General features: G+C 30.8%; 25 protein-coding genes. 6 read left to right on the forward strand and 19 right to left on the reverse strand.

All coding sequences use genetic code 11. The annotated features are described in order from the left end of the window. Position 1: 1 nt before the first annotated feature. The 6 genes from BN2665_RS25285 to BN2665_RS25310 all read right to left on the reverse strand — a co-directional run bounded on the left by BN2665_RS25285 (position 2) and on the right by BN2665_RS25310 (position 4,488). On the reverse strand, positions 2-1,084 hold the full coding sequence (locus BN2665_RS25285; RefSeq protein ID WP_074042405.1) for a sensor histidine kinase: 1,083 nt from the start codon (positions 1,082-1,084) through the stop codon (positions 2-4). Then, positions 1,081-1,767, reverse strand: a complete 687-nt coding sequence (locus tag BN2665_RS25290; protein ID WP_055669849.1) for a response regulator transcription factor — start codon at positions 1,765-1,767, stop codon at positions 1,081-1,083. Before BN2665_RS25290 ends, BN2665_RS25285 begins: the two co-directional genes overlap by 4 nt. Positions 1,768-1,785: 18 nt before the next feature. Further along, positions 1,786-2,346, reverse strand: coding sequence for a class I SAM-dependent methyltransferase (locus tag BN2665_RS25295; RefSeq protein ID WP_055669850.1), 561 nt, complete (start codon positions 2,344-2,346; stop codon positions 1,786-1,788). An 88-nt stretch (positions 2,347-2,434) separates the two neighbouring features. Next, a complete protein-coding gene (locus BN2665_RS25300; RefSeq protein WP_055669851.1) occupies positions 2,435-2,995 on the reverse strand; it encodes a DUF2087 domain-containing protein in 561 nt (186 codons plus the stop codon). Further along, entirely contained in the window at positions 2,996-3,403 is a 408-nt protein-coding gene (locus BN2665_RS25305; protein WP_055669852.1) for a hypothetical protein, read from the reverse strand. A 47-nt stretch (positions 3,404-3,450) separates the two neighbouring features. Beyond that, positions 3,451-4,488: an aminopeptidase gene (locus BN2665_RS25310; protein ID WP_055669853.1), complete on the reverse strand. Its 1,038-nt coding sequence runs from the start codon at positions 4,486-4,488 to the stop codon at positions 3,451-3,453. Between the two features lie 335 nt (positions 4,489-4,823). On the opposite strand from BN2665_RS25310, the gene BN2665_RS25315 reads away from it, so the two are divergent. Continuing rightward, the gene (locus tag BN2665_RS25315; protein WP_055669854.1) at positions 4,824-5,195 is read left to right on the forward strand and encodes a VOC family protein; all 372 of its coding nucleotides are present in this window, start codon (positions 4,824-4,826) and stop codon (positions 5,193-5,195) included. Between the two features lie 27 nt (positions 5,196-5,222). Beyond that, entirely contained in the window at positions 5,223-5,951 is a 729-nt protein-coding gene (locus BN2665_RS25320; protein ID WP_055669855.1) for an MBL fold metallo-hydrolase, read from the forward strand. A gap of 200 nt (positions 5,952-6,151) precedes the next feature. On the opposite strand, the gene BN2665_RS25325 is transcribed toward BN2665_RS25320, so the two are convergent. Next, on the reverse strand, positions 6,152-7,045 hold the full coding sequence (locus BN2665_RS25325) for a DUF2156 domain-containing protein (protein WP_055669856.1): 894 nt from the start codon (positions 7,043-7,045) through the stop codon (positions 6,152-6,154). A gap of 15 nt (positions 7,046-7,060) precedes the next feature. Then, complete coding sequence (locus tag BN2665_RS25330; RefSeq protein WP_055669857.1) at positions 7,061-7,624, reverse strand: GNAT family N-acetyltransferase; 564 nt, start codon at positions 7,622-7,624, stop codon at positions 7,061-7,063. A gap of 152 nt (positions 7,625-7,776) precedes the next feature. Here BN2665_RS25330 and BN2665_RS25335 point away from each other — a divergent pair, with 152 nt between their 5' ends. Further along, positions 7,777-8,088, forward strand: coding sequence for an ArsR/SmtB family transcription factor (locus BN2665_RS25335; RefSeq protein ID WP_055669858.1), 312 nt, complete (start codon positions 7,777-7,779; stop codon positions 8,086-8,088). A 135-nt stretch (positions 8,089-8,223) separates the two neighbouring features. Here BN2665_RS25335 and BN2665_RS25340 read toward each other — a convergent pair whose 3' ends face one another. Continuing rightward, positions 8,224-8,682, reverse strand: a complete 459-nt coding sequence (locus BN2665_RS25340; protein WP_055669859.1) for a cupin domain-containing protein — start codon at positions 8,680-8,682, stop codon at positions 8,224-8,226. 367 nt (positions 8,683-9,049) lie between these two features. Between BN2665_RS25340 and BN2665_RS25345 the strand changes: the two genes are divergently transcribed. Continuing rightward, on the forward strand, positions 9,050-9,538 hold the full coding sequence (locus BN2665_RS25345) for a hypothetical protein (protein WP_055669860.1): 489 nt from the start codon (positions 9,050-9,052) through the stop codon (positions 9,536-9,538). Between the two features lie 150 nt (positions 9,539-9,688). Next, positions 9,689-10,363 (forward strand): uracil-DNA glycosylase, encoded by a 675-nt coding sequence (locus tag BN2665_RS25350; protein ID WP_055669861.1) that lies wholly within the window; start codon positions 9,689-9,691, stop codon positions 10,361-10,363. A gap of 215 nt (positions 10,364-10,578) precedes the next feature. Here the strand turns inward: BN2665_RS25350 and nadE are convergent, their stop codons facing one another. From nadE to BN2665_RS25375, 5 genes are read right to left on the reverse strand one after another with little or no spacing between them, the layout of a single operon-like run. Then, positions 10,579-11,313 (reverse strand): NAD(+) synthase, encoded by a 735-nt coding sequence (gene nadE / locus BN2665_RS25355; protein WP_082436015.1) that lies wholly within the window; start codon positions 11,311-11,313, stop codon positions 10,579-10,581. Between the two features lie 55 nt (positions 11,314-11,368). Beyond that, positions 11,369-12,838, reverse strand: a complete 1,470-nt coding sequence (locus BN2665_RS25360) for a nicotinate phosphoribosyltransferase (RefSeq protein ID WP_055669862.1) — start codon at positions 12,836-12,838, stop codon at positions 11,369-11,371. Beyond that, entirely contained in the window at positions 12,835-13,389 is a 555-nt protein-coding gene (locus BN2665_RS25365) for a cysteine hydrolase family protein (RefSeq protein ID WP_055669863.1), read from the reverse strand. Before BN2665_RS25365 ends, BN2665_RS25360 begins: the two co-directional genes overlap by 4 nt. Before the next feature lie 14 nt (positions 13,390-13,403). Next, positions 13,404-14,201: a ribose-phosphate diphosphokinase gene (locus tag BN2665_RS25370; protein WP_055669864.1), complete on the reverse strand. Its 798-nt coding sequence runs from the start codon at positions 14,199-14,201 to the stop codon at positions 13,404-13,406. A gap of 18 nt (positions 14,202-14,219) precedes the next feature. Beyond that, positions 14,220-15,110: an NUDIX hydrolase gene (locus BN2665_RS25375; protein WP_055669865.1), complete on the reverse strand. Its 891-nt coding sequence runs from the start codon at positions 15,108-15,110 to the stop codon at positions 14,220-14,222. Between the two features lie 449 nt (positions 15,111-15,559). On the opposite strand from BN2665_RS25375, the gene BN2665_RS25380 reads away from it, so the two are divergent. Continuing rightward, positions 15,560-16,489, forward strand: coding sequence for a protein kinase domain-containing protein (locus tag BN2665_RS25380; RefSeq protein WP_055669866.1), 930 nt, complete (start codon positions 15,560-15,562; stop codon positions 16,487-16,489). A gap of 219 nt (positions 16,490-16,708) precedes the next feature. Here BN2665_RS25380 and BN2665_RS25390 read toward each other — a convergent pair whose 3' ends face one another. The 5 genes from BN2665_RS25390 to BN2665_RS26800 form a co-directional block, all read right to left on the reverse strand. Further along, on the reverse strand, positions 16,709-17,743 hold the full coding sequence (locus BN2665_RS25390; RefSeq protein ID WP_055669868.1) for a WYL domain-containing protein: 1,035 nt from the start codon (positions 17,741-17,743) through the stop codon (positions 16,709-16,711). 363 nt (positions 17,744-18,106) lie between these two features. Beyond that, a complete protein-coding gene (locus tag BN2665_RS25395) occupies positions 18,107-19,183 on the reverse strand; it encodes a BtrH N-terminal domain-containing protein (RefSeq protein ID WP_055669869.1) in 1,077 nt (358 codons plus the stop codon). 77 nt (positions 19,184-19,260) lie between these two features. Then, positions 19,261-20,076 (reverse strand): MerR family transcriptional regulator, encoded by an 816-nt coding sequence (locus BN2665_RS25400; protein ID WP_055669870.1) that lies wholly within the window; start codon positions 20,074-20,076, stop codon positions 19,261-19,263. A 634-nt stretch (positions 20,077-20,710) separates the two neighbouring features. Continuing rightward, positions 20,711-21,310 carry an IS110 family transposase gene (locus BN2665_RS26795; RefSeq protein ID WP_055669871.1) on the reverse strand — a complete coding sequence of 200 codons (600 nt, stop codon included), beginning with the start codon at positions 21,308-21,310 and terminating at the stop codon, positions 20,711-20,713. Between the two features lie 197 nt (positions 21,311-21,507). Further along, positions 21,508-21,969 carry an IS110 family transposase gene (locus BN2665_RS26800; protein ID WP_055669872.1) on the reverse strand — a complete coding sequence of 154 codons (462 nt, stop codon included), beginning with the start codon at positions 21,967-21,969 and terminating at the stop codon, positions 21,508-21,510. Between the last annotated feature and the right edge of the window lie 29 nt (positions 21,970-21,998).

Below are 21,998 nucleotides of genomic sequence, written 5' to 3' on the forward strand. Positions count from 1 at the left end.
ACTATTTGTTCAGTTTCAGCTTAACGTTAAAACTAATTATCTCTTTATTGCTTTCAGCCCATATCTCTCCACCATGAAGCTCAATTATCTTTTTAGAAATAGCTAATCCTAACCCAGAGCCAGGCACATTATTAGACCTGGAAATATCATTCCTATAAAATCTTTCGAACATTTTGTTTATATTATCCTTAGAAATATGATGACATTTATTAGAAAAACTTATTATAACTGCTCCATCCTTACTCTCTAAATTAACAATTACTTCAGAAGGTTTATAACTATATTTTTCTGCATTATTTAAAATATTTTCAAATACTCTAACAATTTTTTCTACATCTATTTTTATAATCAATTCATTTTCAGGTATATCAGCTACAATCTTCAGATCCTTTTCATCCAAGATTGGTGCGTATTCTCCTAAAATCTGATTTAAAATAGCGCATATATCCGCTTCTATAAGGTCTAATTTTACTTCGCTATCTGATAGTTTTGTAAATTCAAATAGTTGGTCTATAAGACTTTTTAGTTTATTAGATAGATTGTATGCTGAATTTATATATTCTTTTTCCTCTTTTTCACTTTTAAATTTTTCATTTTTTAAGAAATCCATATATCCTATTATTGAAGTAAGCGGTGTTCTTAAGTCATGAGAAACATTAGTGATAAATTCAGTTTTAATTTTTTCAATTTCTCTTTCTTTTTCAAATTTACTTTTTAACTCTCTTGACATAATATTTATATTTTCACATAATTCAGCAAGTTCATCCTTACCTCTAATCTCAATTGTAGCCCCAAAATCCTCATTTGCAATTTTTTTAACCTGCTTTGAAATATATTTGATATACTTTATCTCTCTATTTATAATCAAAACAAAAATTAAAACAAAGGAGGCAATTCCTATAATATATATTAGCAATCCTGATATGATAGATGCATGAATACTCTTGTATAAGTTAGGAAAAAAATAAAGGTTTTTTATATAAGGCTGAATCTCTGACATAATGAATATTGATGTGAAAAAGCTTACTACAACAACTAATAATAGCTTAATACTTATTTTACTGATTGATGGAACTCTTTTCATATTTTGTAACCAACTCCCCATATGGTTTTAATATACATGGGATGTTTAGGATCTTCCTCAAGCTTTTCTCTTATCTTAGTTATATGAACCATCACCGTATTATCCGATTTATAAAATTCTTCTCCCCATACCCTTTCGTAAATCTTTTCTATGCTGAAAACTATCCCCTTATTCCTTGCTAAAAGCTCTAAGATATCGAACTCTTTAGGGGTAAGCCTAACTTCTTTTCCTCCTACATATACGAGCCTAGTATCTATATTTATAGTTAAATTGCCTATTTCCATTATATTCTTAGATATACTTTGAGTATTGCTATATCTTGTGTAGCGTCTAAGTTGAGATTTAACCCTAGCTATAAGCTCCATGGCATTAAAAGGCTTGGTAATATAATCATCAGCACCAGAAGTTAATCCATGAATTTTATCTAGGTCTTCTGCCTTTGCTGATAAAAAAATGATAGGCATCAAGTTATTTTCTCTAATCTTCATGCATACCTCTATACCATCAATTCCAGGCATCATTATATCAAGAAGTACTAGGTCAACTCCACTTTCTTTAATAATCTTCAGTGCTTCATATCCATTTTCTGCCTTCAATATTTCAAAGCCTTCATTTTCTAAATATATACCTGTCACCTTTCTTATCTCTTCATCATCGTCCACTATAAGGATTTTGCTCGTCATATTAAAACTCCTTTCGGATTAAGATATTCGGCATTTTAAAACATAAGCTGGTGGTAAATTGAGCCATACCTTTTTATAATCAATACGTTTAAAGTAATTAGAAATATACTCCTTTTTTAATAGGGTATATTGAAATGTAATAAATAATCCATCTTTTCTTAATATGCTTCCGGCTTTCTTCAATATTTTATTAGAAACGTTCTTAGGTAAACTTGCAAAAGGCAATCCAGAAACTATATAATCAACTTTTTCAATATTATATCCTTCTAAATATTTATCTATATTTTCAGCAGAATCATTTATTATTAATATATTATCATAGTCAGCATATTTCTCAATTAATTGTCTGTAAAACTCTTCATTATATTCAATTAATATCAATATAGTATTCTTTTCTTTATTTTTAAGAAGCTTGTCAGTAAACACTCCTGTACCTGGTCCATATTCTACAATACACTTTGCACTTTGAAAATCTATATCATTAATCATATTTTCTGCTAATTTATCAGAACTAGGAGCTATGGCCCCAACAGTCCTTGGAGACTTAAAATACTCTATCAAAAATTTTATCCATTTCATACTAAACCCTCCTAAAGTTCAATTATAGATTCAGTATAAAGGATAAATATTAATATTCTCCTTAAAAAATTCTTAAAAAATCTTAAGATTAAATTTTATCATTCTTTACTAATGTATAGATACTATTCTCTCTTTTAAGTATATTAAAGGCCACCATCTCCCTTCTGATTGTACAAAAGTCATCGTGGAAATCAGCAATAATTATGTTAACCTCTCTTTCTGCATAGGACTTACCAGTTTCAAATTTCTTTGCAATTTCTTCAAGCACAATTTTTCTTTTCTTTTGTTGAACCGGAATGGATTTTAGCTTCCCATATTGAAAAAAGGCAGCTATAACACTATCTTTATATTGCTCTTCTCTTTCAACTTGTATATCCTTCTCCCTTTCTCCCACATTGATTAAATCCTTTAGGCTTAATGAAAGTATGTCATCATTCAGATGGTATACTACATAATACTGTTCCTTAACAGAATAAACTAATTTTACTTCTTCTAACTTTTTTAAATGAAAGGATATGGTAGAAGGTGCTAAATTCAATCTTTCCGATAATAGTTCAACATACATAGGACTTTCCATTAAGTTGTTTATAATAAGTAATCTTGATTTATCCGCAAGGCATTTAAAAATTTTTATACAATCCTTTTCCATTTATATCTCCTTATAAAATCTATGATAATATTCTATAAATAAATTTTTAAGCTTATCTGCTGTAGCTAGCTTAATTTCCTCCTTGTAATATTCCTCCATCATGTTAAACTGCTTATCTTTAACCATTTTTTCCTTCCAAGGAGCTGGTATTTTATCAAAGAAGGCAAGGTATGCTTTTGAAAGCTTATTGAGTTCCACATGATCAGCTTCAACCTTCTTACAAGAATTATTATAGCTTATATTAAACATCTTATAAAATATATCTCCCACATTTACCTTTATAGTCTCTAAAATGGCTTCGTCTTTCGCTCCTTCTTTCCCTAACCTAGAAGAATTTTCTTTCCATGTATTAATTAGCGTTGTAATCTCTTTTAGATATTCCTCTTTTAATTGTTCACAGGCTGTCATTTTTAAGTCCTCCTAATTTTAATCATTTTTAACTATCTTATATTCATTTACAATACTATTTTAGCGCCATCCATTAAAATTTCATTATCTAATTCAATTTTAATTGGTGTAAATATAAAATCCATATGAAGCTGTGAGGAATTCTTTCCTCCAAACATATTATTCATTCCTATGGCTATATGAGCAGTTCCTTTGCATTTTTCATCAATGACTGTGCAACCTATTAATCCTTTAATATTTTCATTTAATCCAATTCCAAACTCTGCAATCATATCCTTATCACCTGGAAATTGATTTATAAATTCCATAAGCTCCTTAGAGGAACAGCCTATTAACTTACCAGCTTTAAATTCTAGCAGCACATTAGTAAGCCTTCTTCTTTGAAAAATAACTTGAGGAATCGATATTTCTCCTTCTGCACTTTCTTCTACTGGAGCGATAAATACCTCTCCGCAAGGAATATCTCCTGTGCCGTCATCCTTATGCCAGGATCTATTCTCTAAATTAAAAGTAAGCACCTTATCATCCTCACTGTATATTGTAACCTTATTCTTGGACTTCAGCTTATTTATAAGGTCTGTACATTCTTCTTTGAGCTTTTTAAAATCAATGGTCAACGCATTATACATTGCTTCTTTATAAATTTCATAATCTATATCTTCCGCCATAGCATTCTCTTCTGTGGGTACCCTGACTTGAATAAATAAATCCTTTCCTTCTGTGAGCGCTCCAAATAGCTTTCTCATATATGCACCATACAACGGAAATTTATCCTTAGGAAAATCCTTATGGGGAGCTGGTCCATACATAAAGATATCAATGACAACATCTGCTAATTTAAAAACTCCAAAATATTTGTCTGGAAAATCTAAATATTCTTGTGATACCTCTGTGAAGTAGGTTTTAATTAGTTCCCTGGATTGTTGCCATCTAATTGGTACCCCACCAACCTTTGCAATTTCTAATGCAAATTTATCTAGTATAGCTAGATCTTCATTTTCCCCCAAAAAATTTAGCAGTACTATGGATCCTCCTTTGATTTCAAAGCCACTGACCATATTAGGAATAATCTCTGTAAAATTCATCTTTATACCTCCTCAAGAACCTTTTAATAATTAACAATTCAATTTAGGTCAAAAATAGAATTAATTATATAATATCTATTTTTATATTTATCTAAATAAATCTTAACAACCAAATCATATAATGTCAATATAATTCTATAAATATAAAAATATATTTTACTTTTCTATTTCAGTACATTTTTAAAATAAAAAAAGATTATGTCAAAATATAATTTCTATCTTGATATACTTTCTTTAATAAAGTTCTTTATATTAATCTTTGAATAGTTTTTACTTGTAAAAAGCTTTATAATGGTTATTATAATCTAAACTTATTGCACGGAGGGGTGTTGTAAATGAAATTTACTTTTGACCACAACAATATTAATGTCTTAGACCTTGAAAAAAGTCTTAAATTTTATAAAGAAGCCTTAGGCTTCGAGGAAGCTAAAAGATATAATCATCCAGATGGCAGTTTTATTTTAGTATATCTAAAGGATGGTGTTACCAATCACCAGCTTGAACTCACTTGGTTAAGAGACAGAAAGGAAGCTTATAATTTAGGGGATAACGAAATTCACTTAGCCCTAAGAGTAGATGATTTTGATGCGGCTTATGGGCATCATAAAAATATGGGATGCATATGTTATGAAAATAAAGAAATGGGTATATACTTTATAGCTGATCCAGATGGGTATTGGACAGAAATTCTTCCAAGGCACCTGTAATATTATTTTATAAGGATGGAACCTGTTATGAATAAAGCTAAAATTCATTATTTGTATCATGACGGCTTCATAGTGGAAACAAATTCTCATATTTTAATATTTGATTATTTTAATAACAGCAGTGACAGCAAAAGCAGAAGGCTAAGGGATGGTGTAATTCCTGAAGAAATTTTTAGCACAGAAAAATCTATTTGTGTCTTTGTTTCTCATGGTCATGAAGATCACTTTAACCCCTTTATATTTAATTGGAGAAATGTAAATCCTGATATACAATATATTTTAAGCAGTGATATAGAAATTAAGGATACTTATCCTGAACATAGGCTAATTTCAGAAGGAGATAGCATTCAATATGATCAAATCTTTATAAAAGCATATGGTTCAACAGATATAGGTATATCATTTCTTGTAAAGGTAGATGGGATAAATATCTTCCATGCTGGGGATCTAAATTGGTGGCATTGGAAGGATGAAAGCGAAGAATATAATGTTGAAATGTCTAAAGCCTTTAAAGCCCAAATACAAAGGCTTAGGGATGAAAAAATAGACATAGCCTTTTTTCCTGTAGATCATAGACTTGAAGAGTACTATTATTTAGGGGGGCAATACTTTATTGAAAATTTATTTCCCAAATTATTTATCCCCATGCATTTTGGGGATAACCCTAAGATTACACAAAGCTTTGCTGAAAGGTTAAAAAATTTTGATATTGATATAGTAATCATTAATAAACGCGGACAGGAAATATTATTTTAATTTATGAACAGAATCCATTCTTAGCCCAACATTCTAAGAATGGATTCTGTTTATTGTTTAAGGCATCTCCAAAAAAATAACTAGTCAGTCTACTCGTCTATTTTGCGTAATACTGCATCCACTATTAATGGAACCTGTGTCCTTCTCTTACGCAAAATATACGACCCATCTTTGACTAGTTATTTTTTTACCATGCCTAATTATACATTTACACAATATTTCTCTTCAAGTTTTATTGGATGATAGGACTTTTTGGCTTTTCTTAAGCCTTCAATGCCTAGATCTTGCTCTCTATTAATATATTTTACTTCGCTGAAATATCTTTCTACAAAGGTCTTATTTGTGAAGGTATATATTCCATTTATATCTCCTATACCTTTTTCAATATGAACTATAGCCATGTCATCACTGACACATTCACCAATAGTAAAAGAAGAGATTTTATTATCAACATAAACTGCCATACCTTTTAAATTCAGCTTGTCAGCATAATTTAAAATTTCTTTTATGCCTTCTAATTCATAAGTTAGATAACTATAACCAGTATTGTTTTCATCATGCCATTTTTGTGCTATTTTAATACAGTCTTTTTTTACTCCAGGCTCTGAAAAATCTTTTACAACATAATTATAATTCTTTACAAAATAATTATAATGATTTTTCTTACCGTGGAGTTTTTTACCAGATAAACTTATAAGCTTTTCACTTGAATATATATAATCAAAATTATCTATATCTTCTTTTATACAGGCCTTATCACCATATATATCCTTAAGATCCTCTATAAAGGACTTTTCTACATCCTTAAAAAGATATTCCATATCATTTTCTTTTTTATATTCTTTTAATGTTTCAATCACTTTTTTTAAGTTTTCTTTATTATATCCCACAGGCTGCATAAAGTGATATTTGCCTTTAAAATCTCTCTTTTTCATTATAAGCACATTTTCATATATAGCATATTGAATGTCACAGCCTTTTCTCCATATAAGTAAATTAGTAAAAGAATATTCGCTAGTAGCAAAGTTATAATCACATAAATACTTATCTAGCATATGTTTATCTTCAATAGTTATAGGTTTAAATGTCAGCATAAGAAAGCTCCTTATCTAAATTAAATTGTATGTATTATCCTGCCACTCTTTACGTAGAATGCCATATAGATACATATCATGTCTTTTTCCATCTCTATGAATAAATTCTCTGTAAACTCCTTCTCTTTTAAAGCCTAGTCTTTCATAAAGTGCTATGGCGGGTTTATTATAAGATAAGACATTAAGCTGAATTCTATGAAGATTTAGTTCTTGAAATCCAAATTCCATGGTAAGTGCTAAGGCTTCCCTCCCTACACCTTTTCCTCTAAAATCAGCATCGCCTATTCCTATATATACCCATGCTGTACCATTATTCCACAATATATTTTCAAACCCTGTTACCCCTATAAGCTTATCTTCTTCTATAGTCTTTACAGCAAACAAGTATTTGTCATCTGATTTTCTTGTATCTGATAACATTTCTTGAAGCTGTATTTCAGATTTAGGAAATGCGGAAACAACATCATAAAGCCTAAGAAAGCTTGTGTCATTATACCAGGCTTCAAAAGTAGTTAAGTATTCCTCTTTAAAAGAAGTTAACTTTACCCTCTCACCTACAAGCAATCTGTTTATTAACATTCCGTTATCCACTCCTTTATACCCTTTCATATAAAAACATTGCATAATCGGGTTTTTCCGATATATAAATCATATTGCTTTATCCTATAATTGTCAAGCACCTACTTTAGTTAGTAAATTGACATATTTTTAAAAAAAGATAAAATAAAAATATGGATAAGGTTAAAATTTTTAAAGCATTAGCAAACGAAACCCGATTAAATATACTACATTGGTTAAAAGAACCGGATATTAATTTCCCACAACAATCTCACTGCCTTAAAACCAATGATTTTCATAAAGGAGTGTGTGTGGGAAGCATCCGAGAGAAAGCTGGTTTATGTCAATCTACCACCTCCGAGTTTTTGTGTCTGCTTGAACAAGCTGGCCTACTTGAGTCTAAAAAAATCGGTCAGTGGACCTATTTTCGAAGGAACGAGAAAGTGATTGAAGAACTGGCAACATGGATTGGAAAGGAGTTATAAATAAAAAAGAGGCTATCTAAAGGGTAAATGAATTTATCTTTTAGATAGCCTCTTTACTTATATATTTAAAGAAGCTAGACCAGTCATCATTTAATCCTCTTGTATGAATTATTATACTTATATTTCTTTTTTAAATTATTTATTTGGCTCAGAATCCCAGGTGCTTAATTTACTATTTCCATGAAAAACAAGATTTTCATCACTTAAATAGTATACATCTTCATCTGGATAGTATGCTATGTCACCATATTCTTTAGTGCCAACGTCAAGTATCTCTAAAACATCATCTCCAGTATTTATAAATTGATGCGCTATGCCTTTTCCTGCAGGCTTAGCAACGAAGTCCCCTTTCTTTATTAGATGTTCTTCCCCATCAATTCTCAAGGTTCCATACCCACTAAGAATTATGAAAAACTCTTCTTGTTTTGTATGACTGTGATATTTAGCACTTTTAGACCCTGGTAATATTCTGTCAATATTTATATAAACTTTATCACTGCCCGCTGCCTTACCTAAATAGGATGTATTAGCTTTTCCTAAAAAATCTATGGTGTATTCATCTGGAATGTTGTTAATATTTAATATATTAACCATATTTTAAAACCTCTCCTTTGCAAACATTTGTTCTTATCAATTATATCAAATATACATTTGCATGCCAATATAAATATATAAGTACTATGTCAAGAAAAGTTTAAATTGTTGTCACAAACTTATCCTATAATATGGGCTAAAGTCTTAGCTAAGCATTTATATAGAAACTTATTCTGTCGAAGGAAGATATAATGATGCATTAAACAAATTAGTTAATGATGATGTTATTACTCAGGCACAGGCGGATGCTGTCATGCAAAAGATAAGAGGAAATTTCAATCGTCAATGATAAATCTGCTATGAAAATAGCACAGAATCCACGAAATGCATATACTATAAAATAGAAAAATATGTGGAGGAGTAAAAAGTGGAACTTTTTCAATCTTTTCATGGCACAATCATCAAAATTGATGATTTTTGGGTAAGTACTTCAGGACCAACAGGATGTAATAAAATAATGTCTGTACAAATCCAAGATGGCAGTATAGTAAATTTCGTAGTAACCCCCTTTACTTACTTTGTAGACCATGTAATGATGGCAGTAGGAGATAGGGTAACTGGATTTTATGATGCAAATGCACCAACTCCCTTAATCTTTCCGCCACAATTACAAGCAATTGTTATGGCAAGAGATACTCCAAATCAAAATGTGAAAGTAGACTATTTTAATAGGCAACTGATAAGCAGTGATGGTAGTTTAAAATTAAACATTGCTCCACGTACTCAAATAGTACTAGAAAACGGGCAAGCCTTTACTGGAAGTCTTGAAAATCGAAATTTAATTGTTATATATGGCGCTACAACAAAGAGCATACCAGCTCAAACCACACCATATAGAATTGTTGTTATGTGCTAGAAAACATTGAATTAAGGAACATCCATAGATTTACATAAATCAACTCTATGAATGTTCCCTTCTTTTAACAAAGTTTACATTTTTATAGGGAGGCCATTTAGTCATAATATATTGATTATATTTATGGTATAATATATTAGGGTGATATTTATGCAAATATTAAAGAATGACTGGCAAAATTTATTAGAGAATGAATTTAAAAAGGATTATTACTTAAAGCTTAGAAAGTTTTTAATAAATGAATATAGAACAAAAACTATATATCCAGATATGTATGATATATTTAACGCTCTACACTATACACAGTATAAGGATGTAAAAGTAGTTATATTAGGTCAGGATCCATATCATGGTCCTAATCAGGCACATGGTTTGAGTTTTTCTGTAAAGCCTGGTGTACCATCTCCACCTTCTCTTATGAATATATATAAAGAGCTCAACAGTGATTTAGGCTGTTATATTCCCAATAATGGTTACTTAAAAAAATGGGCCGATCAAGGAGTTATGCTGCTCAATACTGTATTAACCGTTAGAGCTGGCGAAGCAAATTCTCATAAAAACATAGGCTGGGAATACTTTACTGACAGCGTAATTAGCTTATTAAACTATAGGGAAGATCCTATCGTTTTTATATTATGGGGTAGCAATGCTCAATCAAAGCTTAGTATAATAAATAATTCAAAACATTACATAATAAAATCTCCTCATCCAAGCCCGCTATCTGCCCATAGAGGCTTCTTAGGAAGCAAGCCATTTTCTAAGGTTAATAAATTTCTTACATCCATAGGCAAGGAGCCTATTGATTGGCAAATTGAAAATCTTTAAACAACATAGAAACTGCTAATATTCATGCCCTTAACCAACCTAAAAATAACCGAGGAATATCTTTGGATGACCTAATAGAGAATTAAAAGAATAAGACAACTATAGATAAGCGGTATCCATAACTATTATAATACAGACTTTTTTAAAAGGAAGCACTATACAAATGCTTCCCTTAGTCATAGATATATTAAAAAATAACCAGTGAACTTCTTATCTTATAGCTGCTCATACTTTAGTGGCAAGCTGCTCTTGTGTTTATTATACTCATTCTTCAACTTAATTTTCTCATCTATTTCTTTATCACCACAGCTCCCATTTTCTATATATTCATTAATTTGTTTATAGGAAAAGCCTAGCTTTTCCTCATCAGATTGCCCACTTAACCCATCACTTGGAGTTTTATGAACCAATTCATAAGGTAATCCTAAAGCCTCTCCTACTGCCATAACCTCTTCAGTAGTTAGGTCTCCTATAGGGTTAAAGTCAAAAGCATTATCCCCCCATTTTGTTGTATATCCTACAAAGCCTTCTGACTTATTTCCCGTACCACATACTCTATAGTGCATATTAGCTCCAAGTGCATACAAGGTAGTCATTCGGAGCCTCGGAGGAATATTGATTTTAGCATCAATGGATAAACTGTTCTCTTGAATACTCTCTAATAATCCATTGTATGCTTTTTCTATATTAACTATTTTATAATCAATTCCAAGAATGTCTACAACCCTTAAGCTGTCGTCTATATCCTTCTGAATACCATTTGGCATTAAGACACCAAATACTCTTTCTTTTCCTAAGGCTTCAACTAATAACTTGGCCGCTACCGAACTATCCTTTCCACCACTAATTCCAATAATAGCGCCCTTAGCGTTAGGTTGGGCTTTAAAATATTCTCTAATCCAATTTATAATATTTTTACATACCATGTCTCCGTTGAAATCTTTTCTCATGCTCTGCACCTCCTTGAAATTTAAAAATAATTTCTTATATTATCCTAAAATGTTATTAGAAGCTACCATGCAATCTATCTCTTACTTCAGATAGCGAATAATCTTTTATAAGTTTACCATCCTTAAATACAATCTCTAACAGATTATCCTTGCATTCTGCCTGCTCCCTTAAGGTTAGTTCATCTTTATATAAAATATCCTGTCCCTCTCTATATACATAACACATTCCCTTTTGCGACTTTTTAAAGTTATCTTTATCCGTTTTAGGAGCCTTGAAGATAAACTTTTCTTCACCATCTATTACTGCATGAGTAGCCTTTAAGGCAAATCCAAAAGTATCTCTAGTATTATATTGGTAGGTGTATGAACCTATACCAAACACACAGTTATTTACTGCAAAACCCTTTTCCTCTAACCCCTTACAAATCTCTTCACATCTTTCCACGGTTATACTATCTCCGTAAATCGTTCCTATTTTACTATTTAAAACCTTATATCCTTTTGAATTGATTTCCCCGCCAAATATATCCCACAGTAATTCAACAGTCCCCTTATATTCCTCACTATCTTTTGCTGCATTCTTATCTCCACAAATTATTTTTACTGGATCTCCACTGTCGCCTCTAATAACAATCTTTCCATCTCTATTTATAATATCTTCTTTCAACCTTGGAAGTATATCTGTTATAACATTCCAATAATCATAGGTGTCAGATACTATGCTCAAAACTCCACTTGGAAATACTTCAGTGATCAATCTCTTGTAGGCTGAAAACTCATCTTCTCCATAACTGCACATTACACTGTGTTCTGTAGAAGGTGTTCCTAGTCCAACTATTTCCTCTTCTATATTGCAATTATAATATTCCTCTAAATAGCTAATTGCAGGTATAGTTGCGGTTCCTAGAAATGAAAGCAGGTGTGCTGCACCACTAAGTTCTGCACTTTCCACAGAGCTAAAACCTCTCATACTAAAATCTCCACAAGCTTTTCTTATATCCCCATTTTCTACAGTAAGATTAAAATACTTTTCTATTATTTCCCTGTACCTATATGCAATAGTAGCACTTGTCATTGGCTGCCATATATTACAGCTCATAAAGGTTTCTAAATAATTCACCAGCCAGGCAAAATCGTCCTGTGTATTAGTAATTTCAATCATTGGGGTTTTAATGTTTACTCTTGACCCCTCTGCTACAGCCTTAATTTGTATTGGCAAATATCCTAAGTGGTGCAAAGCTTCAATATGCTTTGTATCTGCTGCCATATCTCCCATAGTTTTAGAGATAATTCTTTTATACTCAGAAACCACCTTTTCCTTATCCTTTTGGAAGAAGTTTTCATTAAAGTACTGAATTAAATACTTCTTTATAAAAGGCTGTAGTCCAAACATAACAACCTTATCCATATCATCTTTTCTAGACATTCTCGGGGTCCAATAGCTTACTAATTTAGTCATTCCCGGTGCATAACACCTATGATGAATTGTTTTATAAAAATCCGTTAATAAAAATGGGTTTATCATAATAAGTTCCCCCTATTAATTACTTTTCCCTGTAAACCTTCAATTACATCTAATGCCTTTTCATGCAAAGAGTCATCAAAGCTGGCACAAAGGCTTGCATCCACTATGATATTAGCATTTCTGTATTGAGACTGAAACAATACCATGTTGCTAATTACGCATATATTTGTAACAACCCCAACTAACTCAATTTCCTTAATGTCCTCTCCTACTTCATTAGCTATTTGAAGCATATCCTCTGGAGATATACCAAAGCCCTTTTTTTCATAATGCATTGTATTTTCTAGGTTTGAAAAATCGTTTATTTTTCCATATAGCTTATGGCCATCAGTACCTTTGATACAATGTAATACTGGTAAGTTTTTACCCTCTCTAGTTTGTAAATATTCTTCATAATGAGTATCGTAAGTAAACAATACCTTATCACCATTTTTTAGATATTTATTAACCTTATCATATATACCTTGTTCTAAGGTTACTGCTTTTTCAAATCCTAGCGTTCCATCTACAAAGTCCTTTTGATAATCAATAATTACTAATAGTTTTTTCATAATAAATACCCTCCTTAAATTTCATACACCTTAATTTTTTCATGGTCTTTACTTAAAATACTATTGGTTGTATATATTCCCGTTATTAAATCACTAGTTAATAGCTCACCTTGAAAAACTGTATTCTCACAATGGGTAACTACTAGATATATTTCCATTGCCCCCATTTCCTTTAGCTTAGAAGCTGTAAGCATAAAAGTGCCGCCCTTTGAACATAAATCATCCACTATAATGGCCCTAAAGCTTTTACTTTCCACATCTCCATTAATCTCTAACTTCTTAATAAATCCTGTTTTAAAGTCTCGTTCTTTACTTGCGGTTAGAATCTTTTCATAGCCTATTTCTTTCCCATATCTCTTGGCTGCACCTGCATCGGGATAAACTAAATATACCTCTTCTTTTCCATCATCCAATTCTTTCAAGAACTTCTCAGCTAATATTTTAGACATATTCACTACCTTAACTCTATCTAATAATGCAGTTGATACCTCTGAATGTGGCTCATAGATAGTTACACTTTCGAAGTTCAAATTATTAATTAGCTTACACAAATGCTTTAATGTAAAAACAGTCATGCCCTCGGTCCTGTCCATCCTGCTGTATGGCATATAGGGAAATATTAAATTGCATTTTATCCTTAATTCATCTAAATGACTTTTCAAAAATATTAACTGAGTTATATCTTCATCATTCTCAAAATAAAGCCTAATCTCATTATCATCATTTCTTAACTTTAAATTTTCACTATAAATCAGAGATTCACCATTAGGAAATTTCTTAACCTCTACTCTCTCATTATTAAAATAAATCATTTTATCCCCTCCTGGTTTTTAAAAATTATGCTCCCAATTTTCATTAAATTTAAATACCTTAGCTGGTCTAAAGGGTTTACCCTCTATTTTTTCATCAGTTTCTATAATCATTTCTCCCATTTTTCTTCTGAAGTTTAAAATTTCTCTTCCCATTATTGCTTCATAGACATTCTGCAGTTCCTTTACAGTGAATACTCTTGGTAAAAGGTTAAAAGCAATTGGTGTATACTCTACTTTATTTCTTAATCTATCTATTCCATAATCTAATATCTTATAGTGATCAAAAGCTAATTCCTCTGTAGAGTTATTTAATAATTTATAATCCGTTTCCTTTCTTTTAAAGATGTCTCTTCCGATTTTCTCTGTTACTTCATAATTCATTATTATTGTCTCATCAATAGATTTAAGAGATAGAAGATGCTTGTTTTCTATATATTTCTCATACTTTTCAGAGCTAATAAGAGTTTTATCTATCCAAAACCATTGACTTTTCTTTTGTAAATCTACTTCTTTTAACCTTATGCTGCTCTTTTCCACCAAAGCAATATTTCCTACACTAATAACCCTTGTTCTTTTATCTCTACCAACATCTCCAAAAGTATAGAGTTGCTCTGTATAAACATTGTCTATTCCCGTTTTTTCCTTAAGTGTCCTCTTAGCAGCAGCCTCTAAGCTTTCTTCTATGCCAACAAACCCACCTGGAAGAGCCCACTTATCTATATAGGGATAGTCATCTCTTTTAATCAAAATAACCTGCATTCCTCTTTTTGGTACCTTCCGAAGACTATCTTCTTCCTTATCAGCGGTTGTAAATATTATTATGTCATTTGTAACACTTGGTCTTTTATAATCATTCTCATCATAATCTTTTAGAAACTCTTCTTCCTTATCTATAAAATGTTTATCCAAATTATTTTCCACCTCAACTTAATCTCAATTAGATAATATCAATTTGATATTATGTATTTATAATACAACCTATTCCACTATATGTCAATAAGTTTTTTTGATTTTTCTTAATCATTGCAGTGAAAGCAAAAAAAGAAGGTGATACCCATCATCGTGAGATTCTCCATTACTATTTTGAATTATGAAGCTATGATATTGTAACACCAGCACTTACATATCCTACCACAGTAGATAATATTAAAGCAGTTCCTATTAGGGAATTTATATAGAATATGTTCAGTTACTCTCCTTGTTAAACAAGGGTCGCAAAAATCTTCATAATACTTGAAATCACTGCTTAAGAAGATAAAAAACTCTACTACAATTATCTATAAGTAGCATAATTAAAAATTATGAATATATTTATATTAATAATATTGTAGAAAAATATCAATTCGGGGGAATTTTAAATGGATATTAATAATTTATTACTTTTAGGAGACGTGGTAAAACTTAGAAATGGAAGTTATAAAATATTAAATTTACTCGGTAACGGAAAATGTGGTATGACATACCTGGTAATATGTATTGAAGGAGAAAATATAGGCTGCTATTTCGCTTTGAAAATTTTTTATAGGCTAGATTTGGAGCACCGAAAGCAAAGATTTTTAAATGAAATTAACCTTCTAAAAGCACTCAAACATCCTTCTATTATTCAATATTATGATGATGGAGAACACCTTATTGCTGGTAACCTCCATCCTGTATTAATCATGAATTACATTCCAGTTACTTTGGATCATGAACTTCAAAAAGGACCTTTAAAAATGATAAAGGCTCTTATGTACACCACCCAATTACTCTCTGCAGTAAAATATTTGCAAGACAAAAATATTTTGCATAGAGATATAAAACCTACAAATATTTTTGTAAATACCAATCAACTTATATTGGGTGATTTAGGTCTTTTCAAAAATCTAAATGATTACTCTGTCAATGATGATATTAACTATATAGAAGAAAACTTTTTTAAAAATAATATTTCTAATGGAACCATGCCTAGATTTTTTAGAACACCTCAGTTAGTTAAGTATATTAATAAACAGGAATACCTCAATCTAAAGTCAGATATCTTTCAACTTGGCTTAGTACTAGCAATATTATTTACAGGTAGAAACCCGTTAAAACCTGCACAAAACTTAAACGACCCAATTGAACTTGAAAAATTAGAACCAATTCCCGGTAAATATGGTGCTGAAATAGAAGGTTTAATAAATAGAATGGTAAATACAGATGAAACTATGATTTTAGAAATAGATGAATTATGTAAAATATTTTATAATATTTTTTTAAGTTTTGTTACTGATATGCATGGTTTAGAAGGTAACATCTTTGACTGAATCAATGGTCAAATACTTTATTATATTGTGGTATTTGACCTCTTGAAGTGTTTAAGTTAATTATCACGATTAAATTTCTTGATATACATATAGAACTTAATGACAAAAAAGCTAAAGCATCCTTCTTCATAGGCCGAAATACTTCCATTTCGAATTATGTTGTCTTTAAATATTCCAGTTAAAAAGCATATATCTCTTGGATAGCTTGGAAGCAAGCTGTTATACCTTTCTTTCAGTTCCTTTAATTTCAATCATTTTATTTTCCGCCTTCCCTCCTAATGCAAAACTATTAAGTTCTATTGCCTTTTTAATTCTTCTAATCACTTCATCAACTATTCTTCGTGGCGAAAGCACCTTTACATAGGGACCTAGTGCTAGTATTTTTCTAATTATATCTTCTTCCTCAAAAGTATAATAATAGAGCTTTATCTCATATTTGTCCTTCTCTAAACACCTGGAAGATCGTTCAAGCTCGGAAAAACTCATAAAACATCTTTCCATAGCTGATTTTTTATCAGTTACTTCAAGTAAAATAGGTTCTTTAGAATACCTATTTTTATGCAGCTGCTTTAAGGCTTCCTCCCTAGTTATAACGGACCTATTAGCCTCGACAATTTCAATATTACTCATAGTGAATACATTTGCCATTATTGGCCTATGATTTTTTAAACAGTACATGGACACTCTAAATCTACTGTCCTTAAGAGAATATTCAAGTCTTACGGGAAGAGACAACATGCCACAGTATTCATTTCCTAGCCTGTCAATGTTGCAGTAGCTTATGGCCTTCTCCTCTGAAATTGCTTTTAATATTGTTCTAAAATTATTCTCATACTGCTCTAAATCTGAAATCTCAGGAAGTGTAGATTTATTAGTTACTTCAATAATCTCACTATTTATAGGACTGTCCACGTCCTTTAAAGCTTCCTTTAACTTTATAAGAATTTCTTTGCTTAGTATCATAGCTGCAGAAGGCTCCTCTACCAGTGCCTTTATCCATGACTTTTCCATATTGGTAAGCCTAACAGGAATAATACTTTTCTCATAGCCCTTTACAACTGGATAAAAAAGCTTATCTTCACAAAGAGCTTTATCAAAGAGCCTTATTATTTCATTTTCCCCAGCAGTTCTCATGGCACCACCACGGCAGAAAAAGTCCAGTAAATTGCTTCCAGTAGTGTTGTATGCCCTAGCACCATTTTCTGTATAGGCAAGGTTTGTTTGCATTTTCATTCCTTTTAAAAGCCCGCTCATTGAAAAACCCTCCTTAAAAATAAATTTGTAACTAGACGCATTATACTTATCTACAAAAATCACTAAAATTATTTTGCTGCCTGCGTCTAAAAAATTTTACCAGGGATTTATCACCCTTACATTTATAATTATAAAGCGATTGGAAACTAATTTACAGACAAAAACTTTGCAACCTTTGGAGTGATAGGGTTCTCTGTAACAGGTATAACCTAGACTTTTAAATTGTTTTTTTATATAAATATAGGCTTATTCTCATTGGAATAAGCCCTTTTACACACTTTATTTAAATTTATTATTTGCTATTTTGTTAAAACGAAGGCTTTTGCATATCAGTTGAATTATTTTCGCTGCCGCTTTCTCCGCTCATGCTTCATTTTTTATCCCCTCCAAAATTCTATGATATGCTTTTTCTTCAAGGTCTGCTATCTGGTTAATCATATATGGTAATCTATTAAGTTCTTTACCTTCTTTCAATAAGTACTCCACTATTAAATCTGTCATCTCTTGAATAATAACGCCGCTCTTTTTAAAAAGATCACCTGCCACTTTCCACTCCTGAAAGCCATATTTTTCTCCTAATTTCATTAATAATGCAGCATACTCTCTTCGAGCGGCTTGATGTTCTATTTCATATTTTTCTTCTATCATAAGTAATCTATTGGGAAGAATTGGGACAGTACCTGTAAACATAACGATGTTTCTAAGGGCTGTTTCATATTCTTCAACGGCTAATTCATCTTTCCAATTAAGAATTTCTTTGCTTAGTTTTCGCATACCAGGAATCCCGCAAAATCCCACCTTAGGATTAAGCATTTCGTTTGCTTTCTCATAAAATCCCTTTATTGCAATTTCTCTAATACCCTTAATCTCATCATCAAACTCTATGAGACAAATTGAATTTTTATCAGATAAAGATGTCTTTTCAATATTAAGAGCCTTTTCAAGAATTGCATATTTAATTTTTTGCACCTCTTCAATTCCACAATCGTATACATATGCGCACTGCTCCTCATCATCATATCCCACCATTAGTATATAATGAATTGGTATATGTTCTTTGTAATAAAACTTTGGATAATAACTTAAATAATACATATCTAAACATCCGAGAACAACTGGTCTTTCATTATCAATCTGTTCCTTTGCTCTTTTCATTACATACTCAAATTTTCTACCTTCTATATGCTTATATTTAAATCCTACAATATTACAAATTGATGCATACATTTTTTTAGTTCTTCCATCATTCCATGAAGTCATCCTTCTCATATTTCCACTGCTAAACTTCAAATATACAAATTTTCCTATTCCACTTAAACAAAAGAAAAAATAATCTGGTATATCTTCACCTAATTTTGTTTGATATAAATCTTCAATACCATTCCACATACAGGTATAATCACAAACCTTATGCCTTAGTTCAATTACCTTTTGAGACATATTTTTATCACTCCTTCTATAAAATTTTATTTTTATAGAAAAAGCATATACCCTCGCATTATGCTAGAGTCAATATACTATCTCTTTTTAATAGGAAAACATACTTCTGTAACAAATTTTTCTTCATTCGCTTCATACTCTGGAGAAATATAATAAACATTAAATACAGGTCCACAAATTTCAAACCCATTTTGTATTATCCATTTAGCTATGTAAATATTTATATCTTTAAGTCTGCTATACCCACCTTGATATACCAATGAAGCTACCTCACAAGATGGTATACTATAAAACTTCATCTTATCTGTACTTTCATAGGTATTTTCAACTAATCTTTGAACTTCAACATCAATATAATCTTTATCAAAATTTATTTCATGTTGAATAGCAATGGAATAATTTATATCTGAAAATTGAATATTTAACTTTTCACATTCGTCACCAAGCGTTTTCCATAAAACTCCTTCATCCTGAAACTCTTTAATTTTCATTCTAAAGCTAGCAACTGTTCTATCTGGTATATACTTAATTACTATAGACAATGCATGTTCATTATCGCTTGCCAAATCTTCCAGTGCATTTTCCATTTGTGTCAACTGTCTTCTAATTGCTTTTACTTCTTGTTCTTTAGCTTCAATTTTATTTTTTAATACCTCTTTCAGATTCTCCCTTTGTATGTCTTCTAGTTGTAATGCCGCTATTTCTTTTAATCCAAATCCCATCATCTTTAAAGCTACAATTTGATTTGCAATTGGCAATTGATCACTTTCATAATATCGATATCCTGTTGATTCATCAATATACTTAGGTATTAATAATCCAATTTTATCGTAGTTTCTAAGCATATGAATACTTATAGATGTAAGTACCGAAAATTCACCTATTTTAAACATTTTTTATCCTTTCTAAGTTTATTATATTGTTAAAATTATACTATATATTGAGCAAAATTTCATTTAAGCACTTCATATAATATCCCATTTTTTGCTGCTTCAATCATGAATGAAATTAATAATAAGCACGACAAACATTTACTCCTCAAGTATAATAAGCTTAAAAAAGCGTTATAAAGTCAAGTGCACTCCAACTGTTTAACAAAATAACAACACTTGGTAGTGCACTTTTTAATTTTCCACCTACCTCAATAATTTAATATTTTCTTTAATATTCTCTTGTTTTCATTGAATTTCAATTTGTATCATAAAACAAACTTAGTAAGTATTTGGAGTTATATTGAATATATAACGTTATTTTACTGGAGTTAGGTAGACAGCCCTATTAGAATTTTACTTTTTACCAATAATTTGAAGGTATTCACCGAAAAAGCTCTAATGCTGACCCTACCATATCTCCCTGAGTACACAACATTTGTGCCTCTATCATTCCTTCGTTCTGCATTTTAGAGCAGGTGCTAGCGTTAATCCTTGTATACTGGGTCATTTATGCCCTTATGGGGGTGTGAACGTGTTTAACCTTACTCTTTTTAACCGAACAATTTTTTATTGCTATATAACTTTAAATATCTTATTAAGCTGCTTGTTTATAACTATTTACTCCGTGAACTTTATCATGTGAGTACATTATCTTTTTAGTACACAAAGTATACATAACTTTGATAAGTCTAACACTTAAAGCTACTATTGCTTGTTTCCCTGTAAGTTTATTATCTTGTCTTTTTGTGAGATGTTCATAAATCTCCTTAAATGCTTGATTTTTCGCAACCATAACTATAGCTGCTTGATACAAAATATTTCTTAAATTAGATCTACCTCTTTTACTAATCTTAGTTTTTCCTTTTTTCATGCCAGAACTAGTTTCTTTCAGATTTAGTCCCGCAACTTTTTGAATTTGCTTATAGTTATCATACTTAGATATATCTCCTACCTCGGCTAAGAAAGTTGCAGCAGTCACTATTCCAACGCCTTGTATACTTAACAGAAAGTCAATATAACCAGTTTTATCTAAGTATTGCTTCATCATTTCTTCAACTGCATCTATTTCTTTTTGCAGCCAATCTAACTTCCTTAAAATTAACTCTAATCTATATTTTGCACCTTCTAACCCTACGGGTACACCTATTGACTTTTTAGCCGCCTCATATACCAATATAGACTTTTTTAAACCCACACGATTTTTAGTAGCATCTTTTAAAATCTGTGTAAGCCTTTCAATTCCAATATCTAAAATATCTTTCGGAAAAGGACAATTTTTTAAAATTGCTATTAAAGATTTACTTAATATATCTGAAAATAATCTTGTGAGTTCTGGAAAATATTCATCTAATAGCGCTATTAGTCTTACTTTTTCAGCAATTAGTTGCCTTCTTAATTCTTGTGTTTATTATACTCATTCTTCAACTTAATTTTCTCATCTATTTCTTCTTCAAACATGCATGTAAGATATTGCCCTTGATAGATTAGTTTTGATATTATTTTGGCATCCTTTTTGTCATTCTTAGTAGGACTATTATCTTCTAATTCCTTTGTTTTATTAACATGATAAGGATTAACTAAACATATATTTATGCCTTTATTTTTCAAATAGTAGGCGATATTTTTCCAATAATGGCCTGTCGGCTCCATGCCTACAAGAGTATGAATTGTTCCATATTTATTCGTTAATTCTTTTATTGTTTCTAATAGACAATCAAAAGATTCTTTGGTATTCTTTATTATGAATGGTTTTTTTATATATTCACCATTCACTACAAATTGACCATAGTGGTTTTCTTTTGCGATATCTATCCCTAGAATTAACGTATTGGGAACCATTATTATGTTATTCATTTAAGTTTACCTCCTGATATAAATTGTTT

It is taken from the genome of Desnuesiella massiliensis (assembly GCF_001403615.1).
Lineage (GTDB): Bacteria > Bacillota > Clostridia > Clostridiales > Clostridiaceae > Desnuesiella > Desnuesiella massiliensis.

What these genes read in the sequence shown, in the direction of transcription:
- BN2665_RS25335 (WP_055669858.1), top strand. Translation starts at nt 7,777, where the DNA reads ATGGATAAGGTTAAAATTTTTAAAGCATTAGCAAACGAAACCCGATTA.
- BN2665_RS25360 (WP_055669862.1), bottom strand. Translation starts at nt 12,838, where the DNA reads ATGATAAACCCATTTTTATTAACGGATTTTTATAAAACAATTCATCAT.
- BN2665_RS25395 (WP_055669869.1), bottom strand. Translation starts at nt 19,183, where the DNA reads ATGTCTCAAAAGGTAATTGAACTAAGGCATAAGGTTTGTGATTATACC.
- BN2665_RS25295 (WP_055669850.1), bottom strand. Translation starts at nt 2,346, where the DNA reads ATGAAATGGATAAAATTTTTGATAGAGTATTTTAAGTCTCCAAGGACT.
- BN2665_RS25365 (WP_055669863.1), bottom strand. Translation starts at nt 13,389, where the DNA reads ATGAAAAAACTATTAGTAATTATTGATTATCAAAAGGACTTTGTAGAT.
- BN2665_RS25305 (WP_055669852.1), bottom strand. Translation starts at nt 3,403, where the DNA reads ATGACAGCCTGTGAACAATTAAAAGAGGAATATCTAAAAGAGATTACA.
- BN2665_RS25340 (WP_055669859.1), bottom strand. Translation starts at nt 8,682, where the DNA reads ATGGTTAATATATTAAATATTAACAACATTCCAGATGAATACACCATA.
- BN2665_RS25330 (WP_055669857.1), bottom strand. Translation starts at nt 7,624, where the DNA reads ATGTTAATAAACAGATTGCTTGTAGGTGAGAGGGTAAAGTTAACTTCT.
- BN2665_RS25350 (WP_055669861.1), top strand. Translation starts at nt 9,689, where the DNA reads ATGCAAATATTAAAGAATGACTGGCAAAATTTATTAGAGAATGAATTT.
- BN2665_RS25390 (WP_055669868.1), bottom strand. Translation starts at nt 17,743, where the DNA reads ATGAGCGGGCTTTTAAAAGGAATGAAAATGCAAACAAACCTTGCCTAT.
- BN2665_RS25380 (WP_055669866.1), top strand. Translation starts at nt 15,560, where the DNA reads ATGGATATTAATAATTTATTACTTTTAGGAGACGTGGTAAAACTTAGA.
- BN2665_RS25290 (WP_055669849.1), bottom strand. Translation starts at nt 1,767, where the DNA reads ATGACGAGCAAAATCCTTATAGTGGACGATGATGAAGAGATAAGAAAG.
- BN2665_RS25400 (WP_055669870.1), bottom strand. Translation starts at nt 20,076, where the DNA reads ATGTTTAAAATAGGTGAATTTTCGGTACTTACATCTATAAGTATTCAT.
- BN2665_RS25310 (WP_055669853.1), bottom strand. Translation starts at nt 4,488, where the DNA reads ATGAATTTTACAGAGATTATTCCTAATATGGTCAGTGGCTTTGAAATC.
- BN2665_RS26800 (WP_055669872.1), bottom strand. Translation starts at nt 21,969, where the DNA reads ATGAATAACATAATAATGGTTCCCAATACGTTAATTCTAGGGATAGAT.
- BN2665_RS25325 (WP_055669856.1), bottom strand. Translation starts at nt 7,045, where the DNA reads ATGCTGACATTTAAACCTATAACTATTGAAGATAAACATATGCTAGAT.
- BN2665_RS25285 (WP_074042405.1), bottom strand. Translation starts at nt 1,084, where the DNA reads ATGAAAAGAGTTCCATCAATCAGTAAAATAAGTATTAAGCTATTATTA.
- BN2665_RS25300 (WP_055669851.1), bottom strand. Translation starts at nt 2,995, where the DNA reads ATGGAAAAGGATTGTATAAAAATTTTTAAATGCCTTGCGGATAAATCA.
- nadE (WP_082436015.1), bottom strand. Translation starts at nt 11,313, where the DNA reads ATGAGAAAAGATTTCAACGGAGACATGGTATGTAAAAATATTATAAAT.
- BN2665_RS25370 (WP_055669864.1), bottom strand. Translation starts at nt 14,201, where the DNA reads ATGATTTATTTTAATAATGAGAGAGTAGAGGTTAAGAAATTTCCTAAT.
- BN2665_RS25320 (WP_055669855.1), top strand. Translation starts at nt 5,223, where the DNA reads ATGAATAAAGCTAAAATTCATTATTTGTATCATGACGGCTTCATAGTG.
- BN2665_RS25315 (WP_055669854.1), top strand. Translation starts at nt 4,824, where the DNA reads ATGAAATTTACTTTTGACCACAACAATATTAATGTCTTAGACCTTGAA.